14 protein-coding genes are annotated in these 18,330 nt (G+C 65.5%); 3 read left to right on the top strand and 11 right to left on the bottom strand.

Features of this window, described 5'->3' with window-relative positions; translation table 11 throughout:
• Window positions 1-12: 12 nt before the first annotated feature.
• The 5 genes from ACO6D5_RS13905 to ACO6D5_RS13885 form a co-directional block, all read right to left on the bottom strand.
• Complete coding sequence (locus ACO6D5_RS13905) at window positions 13-1,335, bottom strand: OmpP1/FadL family transporter (RefSeq protein WP_485825706.1); 1,323 nt, start codon at window positions 1,333-1,335, stop codon at window positions 13-15.
• Between the two features lie 64 nt (window positions 1,336-1,399).
• The gene (locus tag ACO6D5_RS13900; protein WP_485825705.1) at window positions 1,400-3,364 is read right to left on the bottom strand and encodes a 3-hydroxyacyl-CoA dehydrogenase NAD-binding domain-containing protein; all 1,965 of its coding nucleotides are present in this window, start codon (window positions 3,362-3,364) and stop codon (window positions 1,400-1,402) included.
• The gene (locus ACO6D5_RS13895; protein ID WP_315845291.1) at window positions 3,361-4,656 is read right to left on the bottom strand and encodes an acetyl-CoA C-acetyltransferase; all 1,296 of its coding nucleotides are present in this window, start codon (window positions 4,654-4,656) and stop codon (window positions 3,361-3,363) included. Before ACO6D5_RS13895 ends, ACO6D5_RS13900 begins: the two co-directional genes overlap by 4 nt.
• A 12-nt stretch (window positions 4,657-4,668) precedes the next feature.
• Window positions 4,669-7,017 (bottom strand): acyl-CoA dehydrogenase, encoded by a 2,349-nt coding sequence (locus ACO6D5_RS13890; protein WP_485825704.1) that lies wholly within the window; start codon window positions 7,015-7,017, stop codon window positions 4,669-4,671.
• Between the two features lie 50 nt (window positions 7,018-7,067).
• On the bottom strand, window positions 7,068-7,739 hold the full coding sequence (locus tag ACO6D5_RS13885; RefSeq protein ID WP_255469041.1) for a TetR/AcrR family transcriptional regulator: 672 nt from the start codon (window positions 7,737-7,739) through the stop codon (window positions 7,068-7,070).
• 416 nt (window positions 7,740-8,155) lie between these two features.
• Here ACO6D5_RS13885 and ACO6D5_RS13880 point away from each other — a divergent pair, with 416 nt between their 5' ends.
• The 3 genes from ACO6D5_RS13880 (at window position 8,156) to ACO6D5_RS13870 (ending at window position 12,100) form a co-directional block, all read left to right on the top strand.
• Window positions 8,156-9,766, top strand: a complete 1,611-nt coding sequence (locus ACO6D5_RS13880) for a glucosamine inositolphosphorylceramide transferase family protein (RefSeq protein ID WP_485825703.1) — start codon at window positions 8,156-8,158, stop codon at window positions 9,764-9,766.
• A 563-nt stretch (window positions 9,767-10,329) separates the two neighbouring features.
• Window positions 10,330-11,079, top strand: coding sequence for a response regulator transcription factor (locus ACO6D5_RS13875; protein WP_006225555.1), 750 nt, complete (start codon window positions 10,330-10,332; stop codon window positions 11,077-11,079).
• A 355-nt stretch (window positions 11,080-11,434) separates the two neighbouring features.
• Complete coding sequence (locus tag ACO6D5_RS13870) at window positions 11,435-12,100, top strand: LuxR C-terminal-related transcriptional regulator (protein WP_315845294.1); 666 nt, start codon at window positions 11,435-11,437, stop codon at window positions 12,098-12,100.
• Window positions 12,101-12,251: 151 nt separating this feature from the next.
• Here the strand turns inward: ACO6D5_RS13870 and ACO6D5_RS13865 are convergent, their stop codons facing one another.
• Genes ACO6D5_RS13865 through ACO6D5_RS13840 form a run of 6 tightly spaced genes read right to left on the bottom strand, consistent with a single transcriptional unit; the run spans window position 12,252 to window position 18,325 of the window.
• Window positions 12,252-13,523, bottom strand: coding sequence for a WcaI family glycosyltransferase (locus tag ACO6D5_RS13865; protein ID WP_485825702.1), 1,272 nt, complete (start codon window positions 13,521-13,523; stop codon window positions 12,252-12,254).
• Window positions 13,520-14,080 carry a putative colanic acid biosynthesis acetyltransferase gene (locus ACO6D5_RS13860; RefSeq protein WP_006225559.1) on the bottom strand — a complete coding sequence of 187 codons (561 nt, stop codon included), beginning with the start codon at window positions 14,078-14,080 and terminating at the stop codon, window positions 13,520-13,522. The genes ACO6D5_RS13865 and ACO6D5_RS13860 overlap by 4 nt, the downstream gene beginning before the upstream one ends.
• Complete coding sequence (locus ACO6D5_RS13855) at window positions 14,077-14,964, bottom strand: glycosyltransferase family 2 protein (RefSeq protein ID WP_315845296.1); 888 nt, start codon at window positions 14,962-14,964, stop codon at window positions 14,077-14,079. Before ACO6D5_RS13855 ends, ACO6D5_RS13860 begins: the two co-directional genes overlap by 4 nt.
• A gap of 13 nt (window positions 14,965-14,977) precedes the next feature.
• Complete coding sequence (locus tag ACO6D5_RS13850) at window positions 14,978-16,105, bottom strand: glycosyltransferase (protein ID WP_315845297.1); 1,128 nt, start codon at window positions 16,103-16,105, stop codon at window positions 14,978-14,980.
• A complete protein-coding gene (locus ACO6D5_RS13845; protein WP_485825701.1) occupies window positions 16,098-17,402 on the bottom strand; it encodes an O-antigen ligase family protein in 1,305 nt (434 codons plus the stop codon). The genes ACO6D5_RS13850 and ACO6D5_RS13845 overlap by 8 nt, the downstream gene beginning before the upstream one ends.
• A 20-nt stretch (window positions 17,403-17,422) precedes the next feature.
• Window positions 17,423-18,325 carry a glycosyltransferase family 2 protein gene (locus ACO6D5_RS13840; RefSeq protein ID WP_183012914.1) on the bottom strand — a complete coding sequence of 301 codons (903 nt, stop codon included), beginning with the start codon at window positions 18,323-18,325 and terminating at the stop codon, window positions 17,423-17,425.
• Window positions 18,326-18,330: the final 5 nt, after the last annotated feature.

Genomic DNA, 18,330 nt, shown 5'->3' with positions numbered 1-18,330 from the left:
GCCCGTGCAAGGCTAGAAGCGGGACGACAACTGCAGGCCGACGATATGGCCGCTGCTGTCATAGGTACCCGCCACGCGGCCCTTGGTCAGCTGATTGCCGGACGTCGTGTCGATGTCCGTCTTGCGCAGGTAAAGATAGGTGTAGCCCAGGTCCAGCGTCGTGCTCTTGGTGGCTTGCCATTGCACGCCCGTCGAGAACCAGTACCGGTCGTTGTCGGGCAGCGAGGTCGGGCGGTCGGCTTCCTTGTGGACCGGCGACTGGTCATAGGCCAGGCCGAACTTCCACTTCCAGTCGGGGGCGAACTTGTAGTTCGCGCCCACGGCGACGCGCCACGTGTCGCGGAAGTTCAGCGGCAGATCGTCGTCGCGCGCGCCGGCGCCCGAGTTGCGGATCTTCAGGTCGGGGATGCTGCTCCAGCCCGTCCATGACACGTCGCCCAGCAGCTCCCAACGTTCGTTCAGCTGGTGCGTGGCGCTGAGGATCAGCGAGTCGGGCAGGTCCACCGAGGCCTTGGCGTCGAACGAGACCGAGGCCTTGGTGGGGCCGATACTGGTGATGTCGGTGTCGCCCTTGGCGGTGTGCTTGATCTTCGAGCGGTACGACAGGCCGATGCGCGTGTCTTCCGTGGGTTGCAGCATGAAGCCCACGTTCCAGCCCCAGGCGTCGCCCTTCAGGTTCAGGTCCGCGTCGCCGTTGGTGGCCAGTGGCAGGCCGGCGATCGGCACGACCGTCTTCTTCTTGTAGTTGGCGTCGATGTGCTGCCAGTTCACGCCGAAGCCCATCGAGAACTTGTCGTTGACCTTGTAGGCGATCGACGGGTTCACGTTGATGGTCTTGATCTCGAACTTGTTGGAGTGGTACTGGCCGACCCAGCCGTCGTCGTATTCGGTCATCAGGCCGAACGGGGCGCCGACGCCCAGGCCGATATACCACTGCTCGTTCAACTGCCAGGAGGCGTACAGGTTGGGGACGACGCCCAGGTTGCCGGCGTCACCACCATTGCCGCCGGTGGGCACTGACCCGTTCAGGCCGGAGCCAGGAATGCCGGGCACGCTGGGGTTGCGGCTGTTGCCGTTGTCCGAGAACTTGAACGAGGGCTTGATCAGGTTGACCCCGCCCGAGAAGTTGATGCCCGGCAGATACGTCATCCCTGCCGGGTTGTAGTAGATGATGCTGGCGTTTTCCGGATTTGCCGCCGAGCCCGCGTACGCGTTGCCCAGCCCGCTGGCGTTCTGCTCCAAGAGCTGAAAGCCGGCGGCGTAGGACGTTGCGGATGCGCCAAGACCGACCACAATGGCCGACAAGGTGCTCAGGGACAATGAACGTCTGCGCATGGTACTGCCTCCTCGAGTTGGATGTATGTCTCTATTGCACTGCCGGTCTGCTTGTCGGGCCGGTCTAATCGGCGTGAGCCGTTTCACTGCTGTGCTTGGGGTTGCTGCGTTGGTAATGCAAGGGTCCGCCGGTGAATGGCGCGAACCCCGTTCCGAAAATCACACCGGCGTCGGCCAGGTCGGCATCAGCCACGACGCCCGCTTCCACGCGCTGCCGCGTGGCGTCGATCAGCGGTTGGATCAGGCGCTGCGCCAGGCCGGCGGGGGCGGCGGCGGGCGCGGCGCCGCCTGGCTTGACCGGCTTGCCGTCGCGCCAGGTGTAGAAGCCCTTGCCGCTTTTCTTGCCCAGGTCGCCGCGCGCCAGCCGTTCGGCCAGGCAGCGCGGGGGCTCGGCGCCACCGGCCAGTTCTTCGCCCGCCGCGCGCGCAATGTCCAGGCCCACCGTGTCGGCCAGCTCCAGCGGCCCCATCGGCATGCCGAACGCCACCATGGCGGCGTCCACCGTTTCGGGCGCGACGCCGTCGTCCACGCTGCGCATGGCCTGCAGCATGTACGGCGCCAGCACGGCATTGACCAGGAATCCGGGCGCGCTCTTGACGGGCAACGCCAGCTTGTCGATCTGGCCGACGAAGGCGCAGGCGCGCGCGAGCGCATCGCCAGTGTCGCCCTCGGCATGCACCACTTCGACGAGCGGCATCTTGGCCACCGGGTTGAAGAAGTGGATGCCGATCAGCCGTTCGGGGCGCGCCAAGCCGGCGCGCAGGGTTTCGAGCGACAGGCTGGAGGTGTTGGTGGCCAGCAGTGCGCCGGGCTTGATGCGGGGCTCCAGCGACCGGTACAGCGAACGCTTTGCCTCCGGCTGTTCGCTGATGGCCTCGATGACGATGTCGGCCAGCGGCACGCCGTTGCCCGCCGGGTCAGGGATCAACCGGTCGAACGCCGCGCGCGCCAGGCGCGGGTCTTTCAGGCGCCGGGCATACAGCGTGGCGGCGCGTTGGATGGCGGGCGCGATGCGGGACATGTCTTGGTCTTGCAACGTGACCGTCATGCCCTTGAACGCGCACCAGGCCGCGATGTCGCCGCCCATGACGCCGGCGCCCACGACATGGACGTGGCGCGCGGGCGCGACGCCGGTCTGTTTGCCATTGGCCTTCAGGCGTTCCTGCAAGCGGAACACGCGCAGCAGGTTGCGGGCGGTGTCCGACGCGATGATGCCGTCGATCAGGTCGGGCGCCTGCAGGGCGTTGCCGCCGTGCTTTTCCCACAGCGTCACGATGGCGGGCGCGGCGGGGTAGTGGCCCAGGGGATCCTTGGCGGCGATCTGCTTGCGGGCCCGATTGGCCACGATGGATTTCAACGGCCAGCGGTTCGCCCAGGCGCCCAGGCCGCGCGCACGGCGCGGCGGCTTGTTCGACAGCACGGTCTGGCGGGCGGCCGCCCGCAGCAGCCGGGGCGGCACGCGGGCATCGGCCAGGCCCAGCGCGGCGGCGCGGCGGGCGTCGGCGCCACGGCCGGTCAGCATCATGTCCAGCGCAGCCGGCGCGCCGATCACTTGCGGCAGGCGCAGCATGCCGCCCCAGCCGGGAAAGATGCCCAGCATGACTTCGGGTAGCGCCAGCGACGTGCCGGGTTGATCGGCCACGAGCCGGTACCGGCAGGCCAGCGCCAGTTCCAGCCCGCCGCCCAGGCAGTGGCCCTGGATCAGCGCCAGCGTGGGATAGCGCACGGCGGCCAGGCGCTTGAACAGGTTCCAGCCGCGGGCCACCAGCGCGCGGCCTTGTTCGGGCGTGTCCAGGCTGGCGAATTCATTGACGTCGGCGCCCACGATGAAACCCGTGGCCTTGCCGGATTGGATGATCAGGCCCTTGGGCGGCGCGGCGTCCAGCGCGTCCAGCACCAGGGCGAGTTCGGCCATGGTGTCGGCCGACAAGGCGTTGACGGCGCTGCCCGCGCGGTCGAACGTCAGCCACGCGACGCCGTCGGCCTCGCGCTCCAGGCGCCAGTGGGAAAGCGAGTCCAACGTCGTCATGGGCGGTCCTCGTCCAGGGTTTCAACCAGCATCGCGCCGCCTTGGCCGCCGCCGATGCAGATGGCCGCCATGCCGCGCCTGGCGCCGCGGCGCTTCAGGGCGTCAAGCAGGTGCAGGACGATGCGGGCGCCAGACGCGCCCACGGGATGGCCGATCGCGATGGCGCCGCCGTCCACGTTGAGCTTGGCAGGGTCAAGCGCGCCCCATGCTGGCGTACCGAAGTGTTCTTGGCAATAGGCGTCGTCGCGCCATGCGGCCAGGCAGCCTAGCACCTGGGCGGCGAACGCCTCGTTGATCTCCCACAAGTCCAGGTCATTCAAGCCCAGGCCGTGGCGCTGCAGGATGGGGGTGGCCGCATGCACGGGCCCCAGTCCCATTTGCGCCGGATCCAGCCCTGCCCACTGGCTGTCGACGATGCGGCCGAGCGGGCGCAGGTTCCATTTGGCGACGGCCGCTTCGGATGCCAGCACCAGCATCGCGGCGCCGTCAGTCACTTGAGAGCTGTTGCCGGCGGTGATGTTGCCCCAGGGCTTGTCGAACACAGGCTTGAGCTTGGCAAGCTTTTCCGGCGTCGAGTCCTCGCGCACGCCGTCGTCATCGGGATACAGCTTGCCCTGGGTATCGATGAGCGGCGTGATCTCGGTCATGGCGCCTGCGGCGCGGGCCGCCAGCGCGCGCTGGTGGCTGCCGGCTGAATAGGCGTCCATGGCCGCGCGGTCGATGCCGAAGCGGGTAGCGACGTTTTCGGCGGTCTGGCCCATCGACAGGCCCACCACGGGGTCCGTCAGGCCTTTCAGCAAGCCGATGACCGGAGCCAGGTTCTTCAGCCGGAAGCGGCGCAAGGCGGCCAGTTTGGCGCCCACGCCACGGGCCGCATACCAGCCGGCCAACCAGCGCACCATGTCGTCCGAGAACAACACCGGCGCGCGCGAGAGGGCATCCGTGCCGCCCGCCAGCACCAGTTCCGAGCGGCCGGACTGAATGTTGGCGATGCCCGAATCCAGTGCCTGCATGCCCGATGCGCAATTGCGCATCACCGTCCAGCCTGGCACCTTGTTGCCGCAGCCCAGGCGCAGCGCGATGACGCGGCCGATGTTCACCTCATCGGGGGAAGGGGCGGCGCAACCCACGATGACTTCGTCGAAGTCCGTGGGCGTGAAGGGCTGGCGCAGCAGCAGGCCGCGGCCCGCCTGCACGGCCAGGTCGCTGGCGGAGAAGGGGCCGGGCCCGGTGCGCGCTTTCAGGAAGGGCGTACGGGCGCCGTCGACGACGTAAACCGGTTTGAATGCCATCCGTTCCCTCCCTTAGGCGACCTTGAGCTCGGCGGCGGGCCTGGTTGCACCCGACGCGCCAAGGTCAAAGGGGAAATCATCCACTTTCACGACGGTATCGCGCAAGCTGTTGCGGCGTTTCACCACCGCATATTCTTCGGCGGTGATGCCGCCTGCAGCAAACGCGGCATCCGCGATGTCGCGCACGTTGGCCTGCGGGTTGCCTTCCAGCGCGCCGCGTTTTTCCAGTTCGCGGATCTTGGCTTCAATGGGCTCGGCCTCCAGCGTGGCGGCCAGCGCCTGTTCGACGGCGCCCACCGGCTCATCGGCCGAGGCGGGCAGATGGCAGCCCGCCGTCAGCCGGTCACGCGTGGCGCCGGGGTTGATCAGCAGGCGCGCCACCTCCTGGCCAAGCTGGTCGGAGGGCAAAGACTGCGTGCGGCCCCAGGGGAAGATGATGCGCGCCAGGCTCCAGGCCACGAAGCGGTTGGGGTAGTTGGCGAGCACGCCGTCGAACGCCTCCTGCAGCTTGAACAGCGCGTCCTGGATCGACCAGTGCGCAAGCGGCGCGTCGGCGGCCTGGCGGCCTTCGTCTTCGAAGCGCTTGAGCGTCGCGCTGATCAGGTACATCTGCGACAGCACGTCCCCCAGCCGCGCAGACAGGCGTTCGCGGCGCTTCAGGCTGCCGCCCAGCACCAGCATCGAGGTGTCGGCCAGCAAGGCGAAGGCGGCGGAATACCGGCTAAGCAGTTGGTAGTACCGCAACATGTCCGGCGCGACATCGGCGTTCACGCTGACGTAGCGGGCTCCGGTCAGCGCGGTGCCCAGGGCGCGCAGCTTGTTGCGGGCGACAAAGCCGACGTGGCCCCAGAAGGCGCGGTCGAAATCGGTCAGGCCTTGCGTCTTGTCCGGTGATTGGGCGGCCTGCATTTCGGCCAGCACATAGGGGTGGCAGCGGATCGCGCCCTGGCCGAAGATGATCAGGCTGCGCGTCAGGATGTTGGCGCCTTCGACGGTGATGCCGATAGGGATCTGCTGATACGCCCGGCCCAGGAAGTTGTTCGGACCCAGGCAGATGCCCTTGCCGCCAATCACGTCCATGCCGTCGTTGACGACCTGGCGCGCGCGTTCGGTCACGTGGTACTTCACGATCGCCGAGACGACGGACGGCTTCTCGCCCAAGTCCACGGCGCCCGCGGTCATGCTGCGTGCCGCGTCCATCATGTACGTATGGCCGCCGATGCGCGCCAGCGCTTCTTCGACGCCTTCGAACTTGCCGACCGGCATGCGGAACTGGCTGCGCACGCGGGCATATCCGCCCACGGCGCGGGCGGTCAGCTTGGACATGCCGGTGTTGGAGGAGGGCAGTGAAATGGAACGGCCTGCGGCCAGGCATTCCATCAGCATGCGCCAGCCCTGGCCCGCCATGGCCGGACCGCCGATGATGAAGTCCAGCGGCATGAAGACATCGGTGCCGCGGGTGGGCCCGTTCATGAACATTGCATTCAGCGGGAAGTGGCGGCGGCCCGTGTCCACGCCGGGGTGGTCGTGCGGCACCAGCGCGCAGGTGATGCCCAGATCTTTCTTGCCGCCAAGCAGGCCATCGGGGTCATACAGGCGGAACGCCAGGCCCAGCAAGGTGCAGACAGGCGCCAACGTGATGTAGCGCTTGTCCCAGGTCACCCGCATGCCGATGACTTCACGCCCCTGCCACTCGCCTTTGCAGACGATGGCGCTGTCGGGGATGGCTGCGGCGTCCGATCCGGCCCAGGGGCTGGTCAGCGCGAAGGCGGGCACTTCTTCGCCGCGCGCCAGGCGGGGCAGGTAGTGGTTCTTCTGTTCGTCGGTGCCGTAGTGCAGCAGCAGCTCGGCAGGGCCGAGGGAATTGGGCACCATGACCGACACGGCCAGCGCGGATGAGCGCGTGGACAGTTTGGTGACGATCTCGGAATGCGCATAGGCCGAGAAGGCCAGGCCGCCATATTCCTTGGGGATGATCATGCCCAGGAAACCCTGGGACTTCAGGTAGGTCCAGACATCGGCGGGCAGGTCGTAGCGTTCTTGCGTGACGCTCCAGTCGTTGACCATGCGGCAGGCTTGCTCTGCCTGGTTGTCCAGGAAGTGCTGCTCTTCGTCGGTCAGGCGCGGACGCGGATAGGCCAGCAGGCGGCTCCAGTCGGGTCGGCCGCGGAACAGTTCCCCCTCCCACCACACTGTGCCGGCCTCCAGCGCGTCGCGCTCGGTGTCCGACATCTGCGGCAGCACTTTCCGGTACAGGTTGAAAATCGGCGCGGACAGCAGCGCCCGCCGGATGGGGCGCACGCCCAGCACGACGGCAGCAAGGAGCGCGATGACGACCAGCGCGATGAGGACTGCGTTCATTTCTTTGTCTCCGTATGGGTTTTGTTCTGGCTGCCGGTCCGCAGGGCGCGCTATGTGCCGGCCAGGGGGGGCAGCGGCGCGCGCAGGCCGCCCAGCAGGAAGCTCATCAGCCGGGGCAGCAGCAGGTCGGGGTTGTCGGGTTGTTCGGCTTCGTCCAGCGTCCATCCCGTGACGGACCGCAGCAGGTCCGTGCCGATGATGGCGTACGACGTGGCGCCAAGCATGAACTGGAAACGCCACACGATTTCGGCCTTGGGCACGTCGGGCAGCGCCGCGAACAGGGCATTGCGGTAGCGCTCCAGCACGTCGGCGTATTCCTCGGCGAACAGCGCGCGGATGAAGTCGGACGGGTCGGTCATGGTGCGTTCGAGCAGCGGCAGGAAGGTGCTGCCCGCCTGGGCCGGATCGGCCGCCAGGCGCAGTAGCGTGCCGAAGAAAGCGTCCACGATGAGCGACGGCTTCAAGGGCTTGCCGCCGGATTGCGACTCCAGTTCATCCAACAGGCGCAGGCGTTCGCGGTTCAGGACCTCCAGGCGCCGTTTGAGCACCGCCTGCACCAGTGACTCCTTGGAGCCGAAGTGATAGTTCACCGAGGCCAGATTGACGCCGGCCGCGCCGGTGATCTGCCGCATCGATGTCCCGTCATGGCCTTGTTGCGCAAAAAGCGCTTCGGCCGTGTCCAGGATGGATTCGCGAGTGTTGGGGGTTCTGATTTCTTGCATAAGGTTGAATTCAAACGTTTGTTTAAAAGCATTATGGGGTAGCGAAGCGCGGGAAGCGAGCCTCGGCTATCCCCAATAGGGTTTACCCGTAATGTCGCTGCCGCACCGGTTGATCTGCGCCTTTCAGGTACTGAAGCACCAGTCGCTCTGAACCCTTCAGGTATCGAGGCACCAGGACAGCTAGACCAGAAGGATGAAGCGGCTCGCGCAGTCGGACGACCCGAATATCGGCCGTCGGTGGGGGGGCTGAGCCGTTCGCCCTCGGACGGTCGACCTAGGATGAATGTGGTCTGGAAGGCGCGCCCAAAACGCCGCAGTATCAGCGCGAGGACTTGAACGCATTGCACCGGCGATACGTGACGCGGGCCCGTTTGCCGCTGCGGCCACCCGTGCGCCCTGACACAGGAGCAGGACAAATGAAGACCTACCGAGTGGGACTGCTGGTTGACGGGTATGAGCAACCCGGCTGGATGCATGAGATGGCGGAGTGGTTGATCCACAGCCAGGACTTCGACATGTCCGCCTTGTTGGTGATATCCCCCGAAGGCATGGGCAAAGCGCCGCGATTGGGCATGAAGGCGCTGTTCGGGACGTTGTCGCGCTTCGAAGCCCGGCTGCTGCCGGTCAAGCAGCGCCAGATGCTGGCGAATTGCCGCGACATGCGGCATAGCATGCCCGCCGGCGTGCCGGTCTTGCCGTTGACGCCGCGCGAACCGGGAGAGGGCGCGCTGGGCGAGGACGTCGTGGCCGCGCTGGGGCTGGACCTGGTGATCACGCTGGGCGCGTCGCTGGCGACGCGCGCCCAGATGATGGGGTGGGCGCGTCTGGGCGTCTGGCAACTGAGCTATTCGGATATCGCGGTGTCGACCAGCCGGTACGCCGGTTTTTGGGAGGTTTATCAACGCGAGGATCACACCACGGTGAAACTCTGGCGCGTCGGTCCGGATGCGGATCAGGATGAGCTCCTGGACCAGCGCAGTTTCAACACGGAAGTGTTCTGGTTGAAAAACCAGGCACGGGCGTTCAGCCTGGGAAATTTCATGGTCTACGACGCCCTGCAGGCGCTGGCGCGCGCCCGGCAAGCCTTGGCGACGCCCGAAATGCAGATCATGAGCGGGCCGCGCCGGGCGGATCCGGCGGAGTGGGACAGCGCGGCATATATCGCGCGTCAAGCCTGGTTAATATCGGATTTGATTGTGCGCCGCATCATGAAACGCAATGTCCGATGGCGGATCGGCATGTTCCCCTCGTCCCGGCAACAGGCGGTGGTATCCGAGGCAATGGTGCTGCAACCCCCGAAGGGGCGTTTTTTCGCAGATCCGTTTGTATATACCCACGACAAGAAACCATATATTTTTTTCGAGGATTACGACTTCACTTCCCGCAAGGGGACGATTTCGGTCGCGACCTACTCCGACGGGGCTTTCCGGCTGCTTGGCACCGCCCTGAACCTGCCTTATCACCTGTCGTTTCCTTATATATTCGAACATGACGGCGTGACCTACATGGTGCCGGAAACGTGCGGAAATCGAAGTATTGAATTATGGAAATGCACCGATTTTCCGCTTAAATGGGAGCTTGATGTCACACTGATGACCAATATATCCGCCGTTGATACTATTATTTTTAAACACGGTGAATATTGGTGGTTATTAACGAATATTGATCGAACAGACGGGCAAAGCCACTGTGACGAGCTGTTCGCGTTTTTTTCGGATTCGCCTCGTTCCACCGTCTGGACGCCGCACGCCTGCAACCCGATCGTGCGCAACCCGATGCGGGCCCGCAACGCTGGGATCGTTGTCTCGCCTGAGGGAGACGTCATCCGCTGTGCCCAGTACCAAGGCTTTTGCCACTACGGCAAGGGCGTCTCGCTGAACCGGATCGAGGAGCTGTCGCCAACCACCTACGTGGAAACAGACGGCGAAATCCACTACGCGAGCTTTTTAAGGAAGCGTCATGCTTCAATGCACCATTGGCATCATCAAGGGGGGCATACGGTATTTGACTTCGCCTATATGGAGTAAATGACGCCTCCGGCAAAAAAATAAAAATGTTACCTATATTTCGATTGAAAGATGCCTGCACGGGCAGCGTGTGTCCGTGGAAACATATCGATAGGCTTTTCATCCAAAACCGGACTTTCGAGCTGCGGCGGGGGCGTGCCCCGGCGCGGCTTTTTTTCGGCTGTTTCCGCCCGTCATCCCCGTCCCCATTGCGCTTGCGCAGGGTGAACACCGAGGGGGATCTCCTGGGAACACCGTGGCATCTTGGTGAAAACCCTAGCGGTAAAAAGGGGGAGACGGTCATCTCATCCGTATTTACGATAGTGATTAAGGCTAACGAATGATTTCTGTTTTTATCGGATTATATCGCCCTGAAACGTCTTGATTTTGGCAGTTTCGAACCATAAGATGGGTTCATGCCATCCGTTATGTTGGCTACCAAAGTTGCCCAGCCCAAACGCCCCGGTCCAGCTTCATTAGATATTCCGGGATAGTGCGGACCACCCACCGCGGGGCTGGAAAAAAAATAGTCTTCAGCACAGCGAAGATCCCTTCTAGGCCCGTCGAAAAACCGGGAGGACACCATGGCCAAGATGGTCCTGATTGAAGCTCATCCGCTATTGCGGTTGGGGTTGTGGCAGATACTTAGCAAGTTGGACGATGTGTGGGAAATCGAGGGGATGGGCCTGGCGGATTTGTCCAAGGCCGACGGCGCGCACGCGGGCGCCGATCTTCTGATCTACGGGTTGCCGGTAGATACCGACGAGGCATGGAGCGCATTGCACGAGATCCAGCGTGTGCTCACCCCGAAGCGGATTCTGCTTCTGACGGACGTGATGCCCTTGCCGATGCCGGTGCAGGGCCTGCCTGGCGCAAGCGTGTACGGCTGCCTGATGAAGACCGCTTCGGTCGAAATCCTGGAAGCCGCAATACGCCTGGTCATGGCTGGCGGGCAGTGCTTTCCCAGCGAGCAGGCATTGCAGGCGCCTGCGGCTACGGTTTGCGCTTTGCCTTCCCGCGATGCCGACGACGCATCCGGAAAGGGCACGATGCCGGTCAGCGCCGGGGCGCAGTTGCTCCAGATCACCCCGCGTCAGTACGAAGTCCTGGTGTTGCTGGCCAGGGGCTATCCGATCAAGACGGTCAGCCGCATGCTCAATATTTCTGTCGCCACCGCCAAGACGCATGCCTGCACGCTTTACCAGCGTCTGCATGTCAAGAACAAGGGAGAGGCCGTATACGCGGCGTTGCAGCGTGGCGCGACCCTGGAATGGCATGATCCCAATGGCAGGGATACGGACGCCGGGCAGATCTATGGGCGCAAGCTGGGGTAGTAGCAGTTTGCGCTGCCTGCCCGGCAGCCTGGAACGCACAGGTTCCGTTGCTGCCGGGTCCTCATAGCCATCCTGGCTAAGGCATACACAGCAGGGCCCGGCGTGCCGCTCGGCACGCCTTTCCTCCACCAATCATCCACCTGACCGAGATTCAGCGGACGTAGCCGCTGATAGCATGGGTTGTGTCCGCAAGCATGGGTTGAGAGCGCGAATCACAACGCCTCGCGATCGCTATCCAATAGCGCGGACGAGATTCCCGTCATGCCGGCGCGCCGCCACAACCTGCCTTGGCAGCGTGATGCGCCGATGTGACGGGAACCGTGTATGGGCCATGCGTCACAAGGTTCCTCCCGGGATGACAACCGTACTGATCGAAGACTACGCTCTGCTTCGCGTCGCAATCCAGCATGTACTGGAACGTGTCCGGAACGCCGACGACATCCTGGCCATTTCGCCAGCCCATCTGCTCAACATGTCCAGTTCGATCAACCGTCCAGTGGAATTGCTGGTCGTCGGTTGCAGCGGCATGGCCGAGCAGGACATCGGGCTCATCTCCCAGGCGATGGCCTTCTTCATGCCCCGGCTGGTCCTGGTGCTGTACTCCGTGCTGGATCCCTCGGTCATGGGCGTGTGCGCGCGGACCGGCGTTGCGGGATATCTGCCCAAGGCGTCCAGCCCGGACGCCCTGGCTGCTGCCGTCAGCCTGGTGATGGCGGGCGGCGAGTGCTATCCCCAGCCAGCTGGCCGGGCCCAGCCCGTATCCCACGCGCCGGTCCAGGAACTGCGCGAGCTGACGCAGCGCCAGGAAGAAATACTGCAGCTGCTGGTGCAGGGCAAGACGATGCGGGAGATCGGCCAGCAGGTCGGCATATCCGTCGCCACGGTCAAGAGCCACGCGCGCACGCTGTACTGGAAGCTGAACGCGCGCAATCAGGCCGAAGCGGCTTACATCGCGGTGCAGATGGGACTGGTCAGAAGCGGCGGTACGCCGGCGCAGGGCAAAGCGGACAGCAATGGATAGGGGCGGGGGCGCTTGTCCCCGCCGCGATCACCTGATGGGAAACCGTAGGGCGGGTGGGGCGCGAGAATCATTGGGCAAGGACGCTTGCGTCCAGCGCGCGCAACCCATCAGGCAGCGGTTGTGTTGTGGCTGAACTCGCCCTCCACCCATCCTACGTATCGCTTTCGCGGGTTCGGCTTTTCAGGGATGCCGGCTTCGCCTTGGCGCCGACGACGGACGCGAACTCGCGTTCGGCCGCCGCCAGCACCGCGTCCACGTGCAGGTGGGTCAGCGCGTAGTGGCGCGCCGAGGCGCCCAGGGTTTCGCGGGCGTGCGCATCACGGCTTAGCGTGCGCACGGCCCGGGCCATGGCGTCGGCATCCTCGGGCGGGGTGAGCAGTCCGCAATGCGCGACGACGTCGGCCAGTTCCGTGCCGGCCGCGGCCCCGCAGACGACGGGGCGGCCGCTGGCAAGCATGCCGGTCAGCTTGGATGGCATGACGAGGTCGGCCGCGCCGGCGCGTTGCGGCAACAGGTGGATGTCGGCCGTGTTCAGCAGCGCGCCCAGCCGGGCCGCCGGTTGCAGGTCCAGGAACCGCACGCGCGGCAAGCCTTCGCAGCGCGCCTGCAGCGGCGCGCGTTCCGGTCCCTGGCCGCAGAACACGAACCAGACCCGCGCGTCGTCCGCAAGCTGCCGGGCCACGTCGGCCAGCGTCTGCAGCCCTTGCTTTCCGCCCATGTTGCCCGAGTACAGGGCAACGATTGCGTCAGCGGGAATGCCGAGTTCGGCGCGGTAGTCGCCGCCGTCCGCGCGAGGCGTGATGGCGTTGACGTCGATCCAGTTTGGCAGCAGCACGGCGCGGTCAGGCGCCACGCCCTTGGCCAGCGCCAGGTCCAGCATGCGGTGCGAGATCGTTGACACGCGGTCGAAGCGGCGCATCAGCCAGCGTTCGGCCCGCTTGACCATGGCGCGCAAACCGGCGCCCTTGAGCAGCCCCAGCTCGAACGCCGCGTCGACTTCGTAGTCCTGGATGTGCAGCCACGCGCGGGCGCCGCACAGCCTTGCGGTCAGCCAGGCGGCAGGCGCGCAAAACAAGGCGGGTTCCACCACAAGGATGAGGTCCGGCCTGCCGGCCGCCGCGCGCAGCAGCGGCGGCACGCTCGACACCGCGAAGCTGGCCAGGTGGATCAGGCGCTTGAGCCCGCCCGGGCGCGCCGGCACCCACAGGGGCGCGCGGCGCACCGTGACCCCGGCGCGCGCCTCCTTGCGGTAGCGGCCGGCGCGGTAACCGTCGTGGACCTGCCATTGAGGGTAGTAGGGCGGGGCCGTCACGACACTGACCTCATGTCCGTGAGCGGCCATCCATTCAGCGAGTTCGGCGCTGTACTTGCCGATGCCGGTCAGTTCCGGCGCGTAGTTGATGCCGTAGATCAGTATCTTCATGGCGGCGTCGGCATGCGGGGGCGGACGGGCCGGCACGGGTTGCCGTGGCAAACCATCGCGGGCGGCATGTTGCGAAAGACCGAGCTGCGGGCGCCCACCACGGCTTCGCGGCCGATGGTCACCCCCGGGCCGACGAACACGTCGGTCGCCACCCAGGCGCCGTCCTCGACGCGCACCGCGCGTTCGCGCAAGGGAAAATCCGGCTGGCCCGCATCATGGTCCGCCGCGCACAGGTAGCTGCGTTGCGACACCACGGCATGCGCGCCGATATGGATGGGCCCGAGGCTGTAGATCACGGCATCGTCGCCGATCCAGGCATAGTCGCCGATCTGGACCTTCCACGGATAGGTCACCGTGGCGGTCGGCCGAATCAGCACCTTGCGGCCGACCTGCGCGCCGAAGCAACGCAGCAGCCAGCGGCGAAAACCGTACGCCACCTGCGGCGACCACCGGAACACCGTGCCTTGCACCATCCACCACAGCTGCACCGTCAACGCGGAGCGGCCGCGCTGGCCGGGGGCCAGCGCAAAGCGATCCAGTTGCTGAAGCGTGCTCATTTGGCGGCTCCCGCCACGGTGTCGGCCTGTGTGTCCCCGGCACGCGCCTGGCGCGCCTTCTGGAGTTCTTCGGTCTTGATGCGGATCTGCCAGTAATACATGGCGCGCGCCACCGCATAGTCGTAGCCCGCCTTGCCATCCAGGAAGCCCAGGCGGAACACGTAGGAATGCAGGAAAGAGATCGGCGCCTTGAAGGGCATGGCCTGGAAGATGCGCTTGAGCAGCGCGCGCGCGCCCACGTTGGCTTCGCGCGGGTCGTTCATCAGCCCCTTGGTGCGCAGGTTCGCTTCCCAGTCCGAATAGCGGTTGTGCTTGTCGAAATAATGGAAAAGCGAGTCGTGGTCGTTGTGCACCATGCGCTGGCGCAGCGCAAAGGTCTCGCCCTTGACCTGCGGCTGGTAGTGGCCTTCGACTTCCCACATGTGGGCCACGTCCAGATCGTCGTAGTCCAGGAAGCGGGACTGGTCGCGCGCCAGCAGCGCCAGCTTGTAGACGCGGTGGCCGTGTTCCAGCTTCTTGCCGCAGAACACGTAGTCGAACGGCACGAAGGCGCCGCCGGCGCCGGCGGCGAAGCGCGGCAGCACCTCGCGGATCTCGGCGGCCAGCGCGGGCGTCATTTCCTCGTCGGCGTCCACGTACAACACAACGGGGTGCGAGAACGGCAGCTGTTCCAGGCACCATTGCTTTTTCTTGGGATACTTGCCGTTCCACTGGAAGTTCGAGACGCGGGCGCCCAGCGCCGTGGCCATCGCGCAGGTGGCGTCGGTGCTGTCGGAATCCACCACGAACACTTCGTCGAATTCCACCAGCGCTTTCAGGCACTTGGCGATATTGCGTTCCTCGTTTTTCGTCATGACCACTACGGAAACCGGTATTTTCTGCATGATGCTGTCCTGTTCAAGGCGTGCCGCGTTGCATCAGCGGCTGGAATAGCGCGATGACGTTGCGGCAATGCCGCTCTAGGGAAAAGGCGTCGGCGCGCTCGGGGCCTTGGGCGGCCAGTTGTTCGCGGATGCTGCCGTCATAGGCCAGGCGGCGGACCGCGTCGGCCAGCGCTGCGGCGTCCCCCACCGGCACCAGCAGGCCGTAGCGGCCCGCATCCAGGATTTCCGCCGGGCCATGGGGACAGTCGGTCGAGATCACCGGCACGCCCAGGCACAACGCTTCGACGAGCACATTGCCGAAGCTCTCGCGGATGGAGGTCAGCGCGAAGGCGCCCGCACCGGCGATCACGGGGAAGGGGTTGTCGATGTGGCCGGCCAGCGTGACCGACGTGCGGGAAGGGCGATCGTCGATGCGCTTTTGCAGCGCGGCGTGTTCGGAACCTTCGCCCAGAATGGTGAAGGCGATGCCGGGATCGTCCAGCAGCGCCGCGGCGTCGATCAGGGTGGCGTAGTCCTTCACCGCTTCCAGCCGGCCCACCGCCACCACCTGGTACGGGCTGTCGCCTTCGCCGTCCGGGCGCTGGGCGCCTTGCTTGCGCACGTTGTCCAGCGGTACGCCGTTGTAGATGGTGTGCACCTTGCCGCGCAACGGCGGGAACATGCTGACCAGATCCTCCTTCACGCCGCGCGACACGCCCACCACGGCGTCATGGCGGCGGTAGGTCTGGCTGACCAGCCAGCACTTCAGGCGCCGCATCCGCGACGCGCCGTAATGGATGGCCGGGCTGCTGTGCTCGAACGCGACGGTCCGGAACGTGCCTCCCAGGAGCTTCCTGGCCAGCACCACCAGCATGTTGCACAGCAGGCCGTGCGAGCACACGATTGCCGGCTTGTCGCGCCGGATCTGGGCCACCAGGCGCATGAAGGCCACGGGAAGCATCAGCCTGAGCTTGGTGGGCGATTCGATGACCGGCAGCGCCCGGGTGACCTTCGGGTTGCCGACGGGGTATTCGCGGTTGCGCGAACGCAGCAGGAACAGCGCGGAATCGACGCCCTGTTCCGGCAAGGCGTCCACGATGAAGGCGACGCATCTTCCGACGCCGCCGTGCAAGTCGGGCGCGACAAACAGGACATCAGGCATGGGGAATCACTCGCGGTAGCGCCCGGCGCGCGGCGTCCGGACGGTGGCTGGGGGTGAGCGTCGCGCCAGGCGTGTCGGCCTGCGGCACGGGCATGATCTGCGCATTGCGCATCAGCGACAGGCAATAGCACAGCAGGAAGCCGGTGAACGCGGTCTTGGGCGCGTACGCCAGGCCGCCCGACAGCGAATCGATGAAGATGTAGATGGGGGCGGTCGCCAGCAGGTAGCGCCGGTGCATCTCGAGCCCGGGATGGTTGTATCGCCTGAGCAGCGTCAGCAGCAGGATCAGCAGTGGCGGCAGCATGATCATGATGGTGCCCACCACGCCGAACTTCATCAGGTAGAACGCCCACGAGTTGTGCGCGAAGGTGCTGAGCTCGAACCCGTTCTCGCCCATGACCCAGCTGCGGAATCCCGCGCCCTTGCCGAACACGGGGCTTTCGGCGAAGAAGTCCATCTGCCCCTGCATTTCCTGGATGCGGGCGCCGTAGCTGGAGTCCTCGTCCAGCTTTTCAACGCTGAAGATGCGGTTGGTCAGCACGTCCAGATAGCCGATGCTGGCGAATACCAGCACGCCCGCGACGGCGGCCGGCGCGAAGATCAGCACGGCGCGCCGGCGGATCTCGGGGCCGGACCCCAGCAGCACGGCGATCAGCACCGATACCGCCAATTGCAGGTACTGGCTGCGGTTCAGCGAGAACACCAGCGCCAGCAGCATGTACACCGTCAAGGCGTAGGCCCTTGGCCCGGATACGTTCAACGTGCGGCGAAAGTACAGCAGCGAGACGACGCCGAACGGAATGGCCCAGACGCCCAGCCGCACGTTGCGCAGCGGGTTGGCCACGCTGAAGCCCTGCAGCTGCTCAAGCAGCATCAGCGTGGCGACGGCCAGGCAGGCCGCCACGATGTACTTCTGCAGCACGGCGTAGGCGGTGGGGCTGTCGATGTCCTTGTAGCAAAGGAACGGCGTGCACAGGAAATAGAACACGATGCGCAAGTCGCGCGCCACGTCGCCTGTCTCGATGCCGGGATGATGCACCGACACCAGCAGCAGATAAATCACCGACATCGCCTGCAGGCCCAGCAGCGCGCCAAGCAGGCCGCGCGGCAAGGCGTAGGCGCTGGGCTCGGCCAGCCGCAGCGCCTTGACGGCCAGCATGGCGACGAACAGCACGTCGAAAGGCGACAGCTTGAAGCTGCCCACGCCCAGGATAAAGCGGTCGTCGTTCAGGGCCAGGGCCGTGAACGCGAACAGCCCCAGCAAGTGCAGGGTGGATAGGCGGCGGTGCGGGCTCATGTGGGTGTCCTGGTGGGGCTCTAGTGCGCGGCCCAGTCGTCGCGTCCGAAGATCTTCGTCGTCAGTTTTTCGAACAGGTAGGACAGGTCCCCCTGGCGCGCATGCGCCGCGACCTTCGATGCCCGGCAGGACAGTTCGAACAGCCGGCCCAGCCCCGGCTCGGTGCGCCGGATGCGGGTCACGATCTGTTCGCGCTCTTCCAGCAGCACATCCTGCATCAGCGCGGTCTTGGTTTCGTCATGCGCCGTGTAGACCCCCAGCGCGTCCGGCACGATCAGGTTCTTGCCTTCGCGCAGCAGGCGGCTCCACAGCTCCAGGTCCATGCAGTAGCGCATGCTTTCCTGCAGCAGGCCGTACTTGCGCAGCAGGTCGCGGCGGAAGATGGCGGACTGGTTGGGGATGGACGCCTTCACCACGGTCAGCGTGCCGCGGTTGACGGGCGTGTAGTGGATCTTGCGGAAGATCTGGTTGTTGGCGTCGGCCACGAACAGGTTGCCGCTGACGATCGGCGCCCGGCCGCGCGCGGCCGCCGTGCCCAGCTTGCGCAGCGCGCCCGGGAAGTACAGGTCGTCGGAGTTCTGCCAGCCGACGTAGTCGCCGGTGGCGCGCTCGAACCCCTTGTTGATGGCGTGCGACTGGCCGCGGTCGGGGGTGCTTTCCCAGTAGGTCAGGTAGCGTTCGTACTTGCGGATGATGTCCACGCTGCCGTCGGTCGACCCGCCATCGATGATGATGTATTCCAGCCGCGGGTAGCCCTGGTTCAGCACGGAAAGAATGGTGCGTTCCAGGAACTTGGCCTGGTTGAACGAGGGAGTCACGATGGTCACCTTGGGCAACAGGCCTCCGGCGATCGGCGCGGGCGGGCGGAGCTCGCGGACGAAGTCGATGAGCTGACGTGAGTACTCGTTATGACGCTTGCGCATGTAAG

It is taken from the genome of Achromobacter sp. (assembly GCF_057314935.1).
The sequence above is the reverse complement of the archived record's forward strand: the minus strand, read 5'-3'. Positions and strand labels throughout refer to the sequence as shown.

Bases quoted from the DNA above. Each gene is read 5' to 3' on its own strand.
- ACO6D5_RS13880 (WP_485825703.1), top strand. From the start codon at position 8,156: ATGAAGACCTACCGAGTGGGACTGCTGGTTGACGGGTATGAGCAACCC.
- ACO6D5_RS13860 (WP_006225559.1), bottom strand. From the start codon at position 14,080: ATGAGCACGCTTCAGCAACTGGATCGCTTTGCGCTGGCCCCCGGCCAG.
- ACO6D5_RS13865 (WP_485825702.1), bottom strand. From the start codon at position 13,523: ATGAAGATACTGATCTACGGCATCAACTACGCGCCGGAACTGACCGGC.
- ACO6D5_RS13895 (WP_315845291.1), bottom strand. From the start codon at position 4,656: ATGGCATTCAAACCGGTTTACGTCGTCGACGGCGCCCGTACGCCCTTC.
- ACO6D5_RS13885 (WP_255469041.1), bottom strand. From the start codon at position 7,739: ATGCAAGAAATCAGAACCCCCAACACTCGCGAATCCATCCTGGACACG.
- ACO6D5_RS13855 (WP_315845296.1), bottom strand. From the start codon at position 14,964: ATGCAGAAAATACCGGTTTCCGTAGTGGTCATGACGAAAAACGAGGAA.
- ACO6D5_RS13850 (WP_315845297.1), bottom strand. From the start codon at position 16,105: ATGCCTGATGTCCTGTTTGTCGCGCCCGACTTGCACGGCGGCGTCGGA.
- ACO6D5_RS13870 (WP_315845294.1), top strand. From the start codon at position 11,435: ATGACAACCGTACTGATCGAAGACTACGCTCTGCTTCGCGTCGCAATC.
- ACO6D5_RS13845 (WP_485825701.1), bottom strand. From the start codon at position 17,402: ATGAGCCCGCACCGCCGCCTATCCACCCTGCACTTGCTGGGGCTGTTC.
- ACO6D5_RS13890 (WP_485825704.1), bottom strand. From the start codon at position 7,017: ATGAACGCAGTCCTCATCGCGCTGGTCGTCATCGCGCTCCTTGCTGCC.
- ACO6D5_RS13875 (WP_006225555.1), top strand. From the start codon at position 10,330: ATGGCCAAGATGGTCCTGATTGAAGCTCATCCGCTATTGCGGTTGGGG.
- ACO6D5_RS13840 (WP_183012914.1), bottom strand. From the start codon at position 18,325: ATGCGCAAGCGTCATAACGAGTACTCACGTCAGCTCATCGACTTCGTC.
- ACO6D5_RS13905 (WP_485825706.1), bottom strand. From the start codon at position 1,335: ATGCGCAGACGTTCATTGTCCCTGAGCACCTTGTCGGCCATTGTGGTC.
- ACO6D5_RS13900 (WP_485825705.1), bottom strand. From the start codon at position 3,364: ATGACGACGTTGGACTCGCTTTCCCACTGGCGCCTGGAGCGCGAGGCC.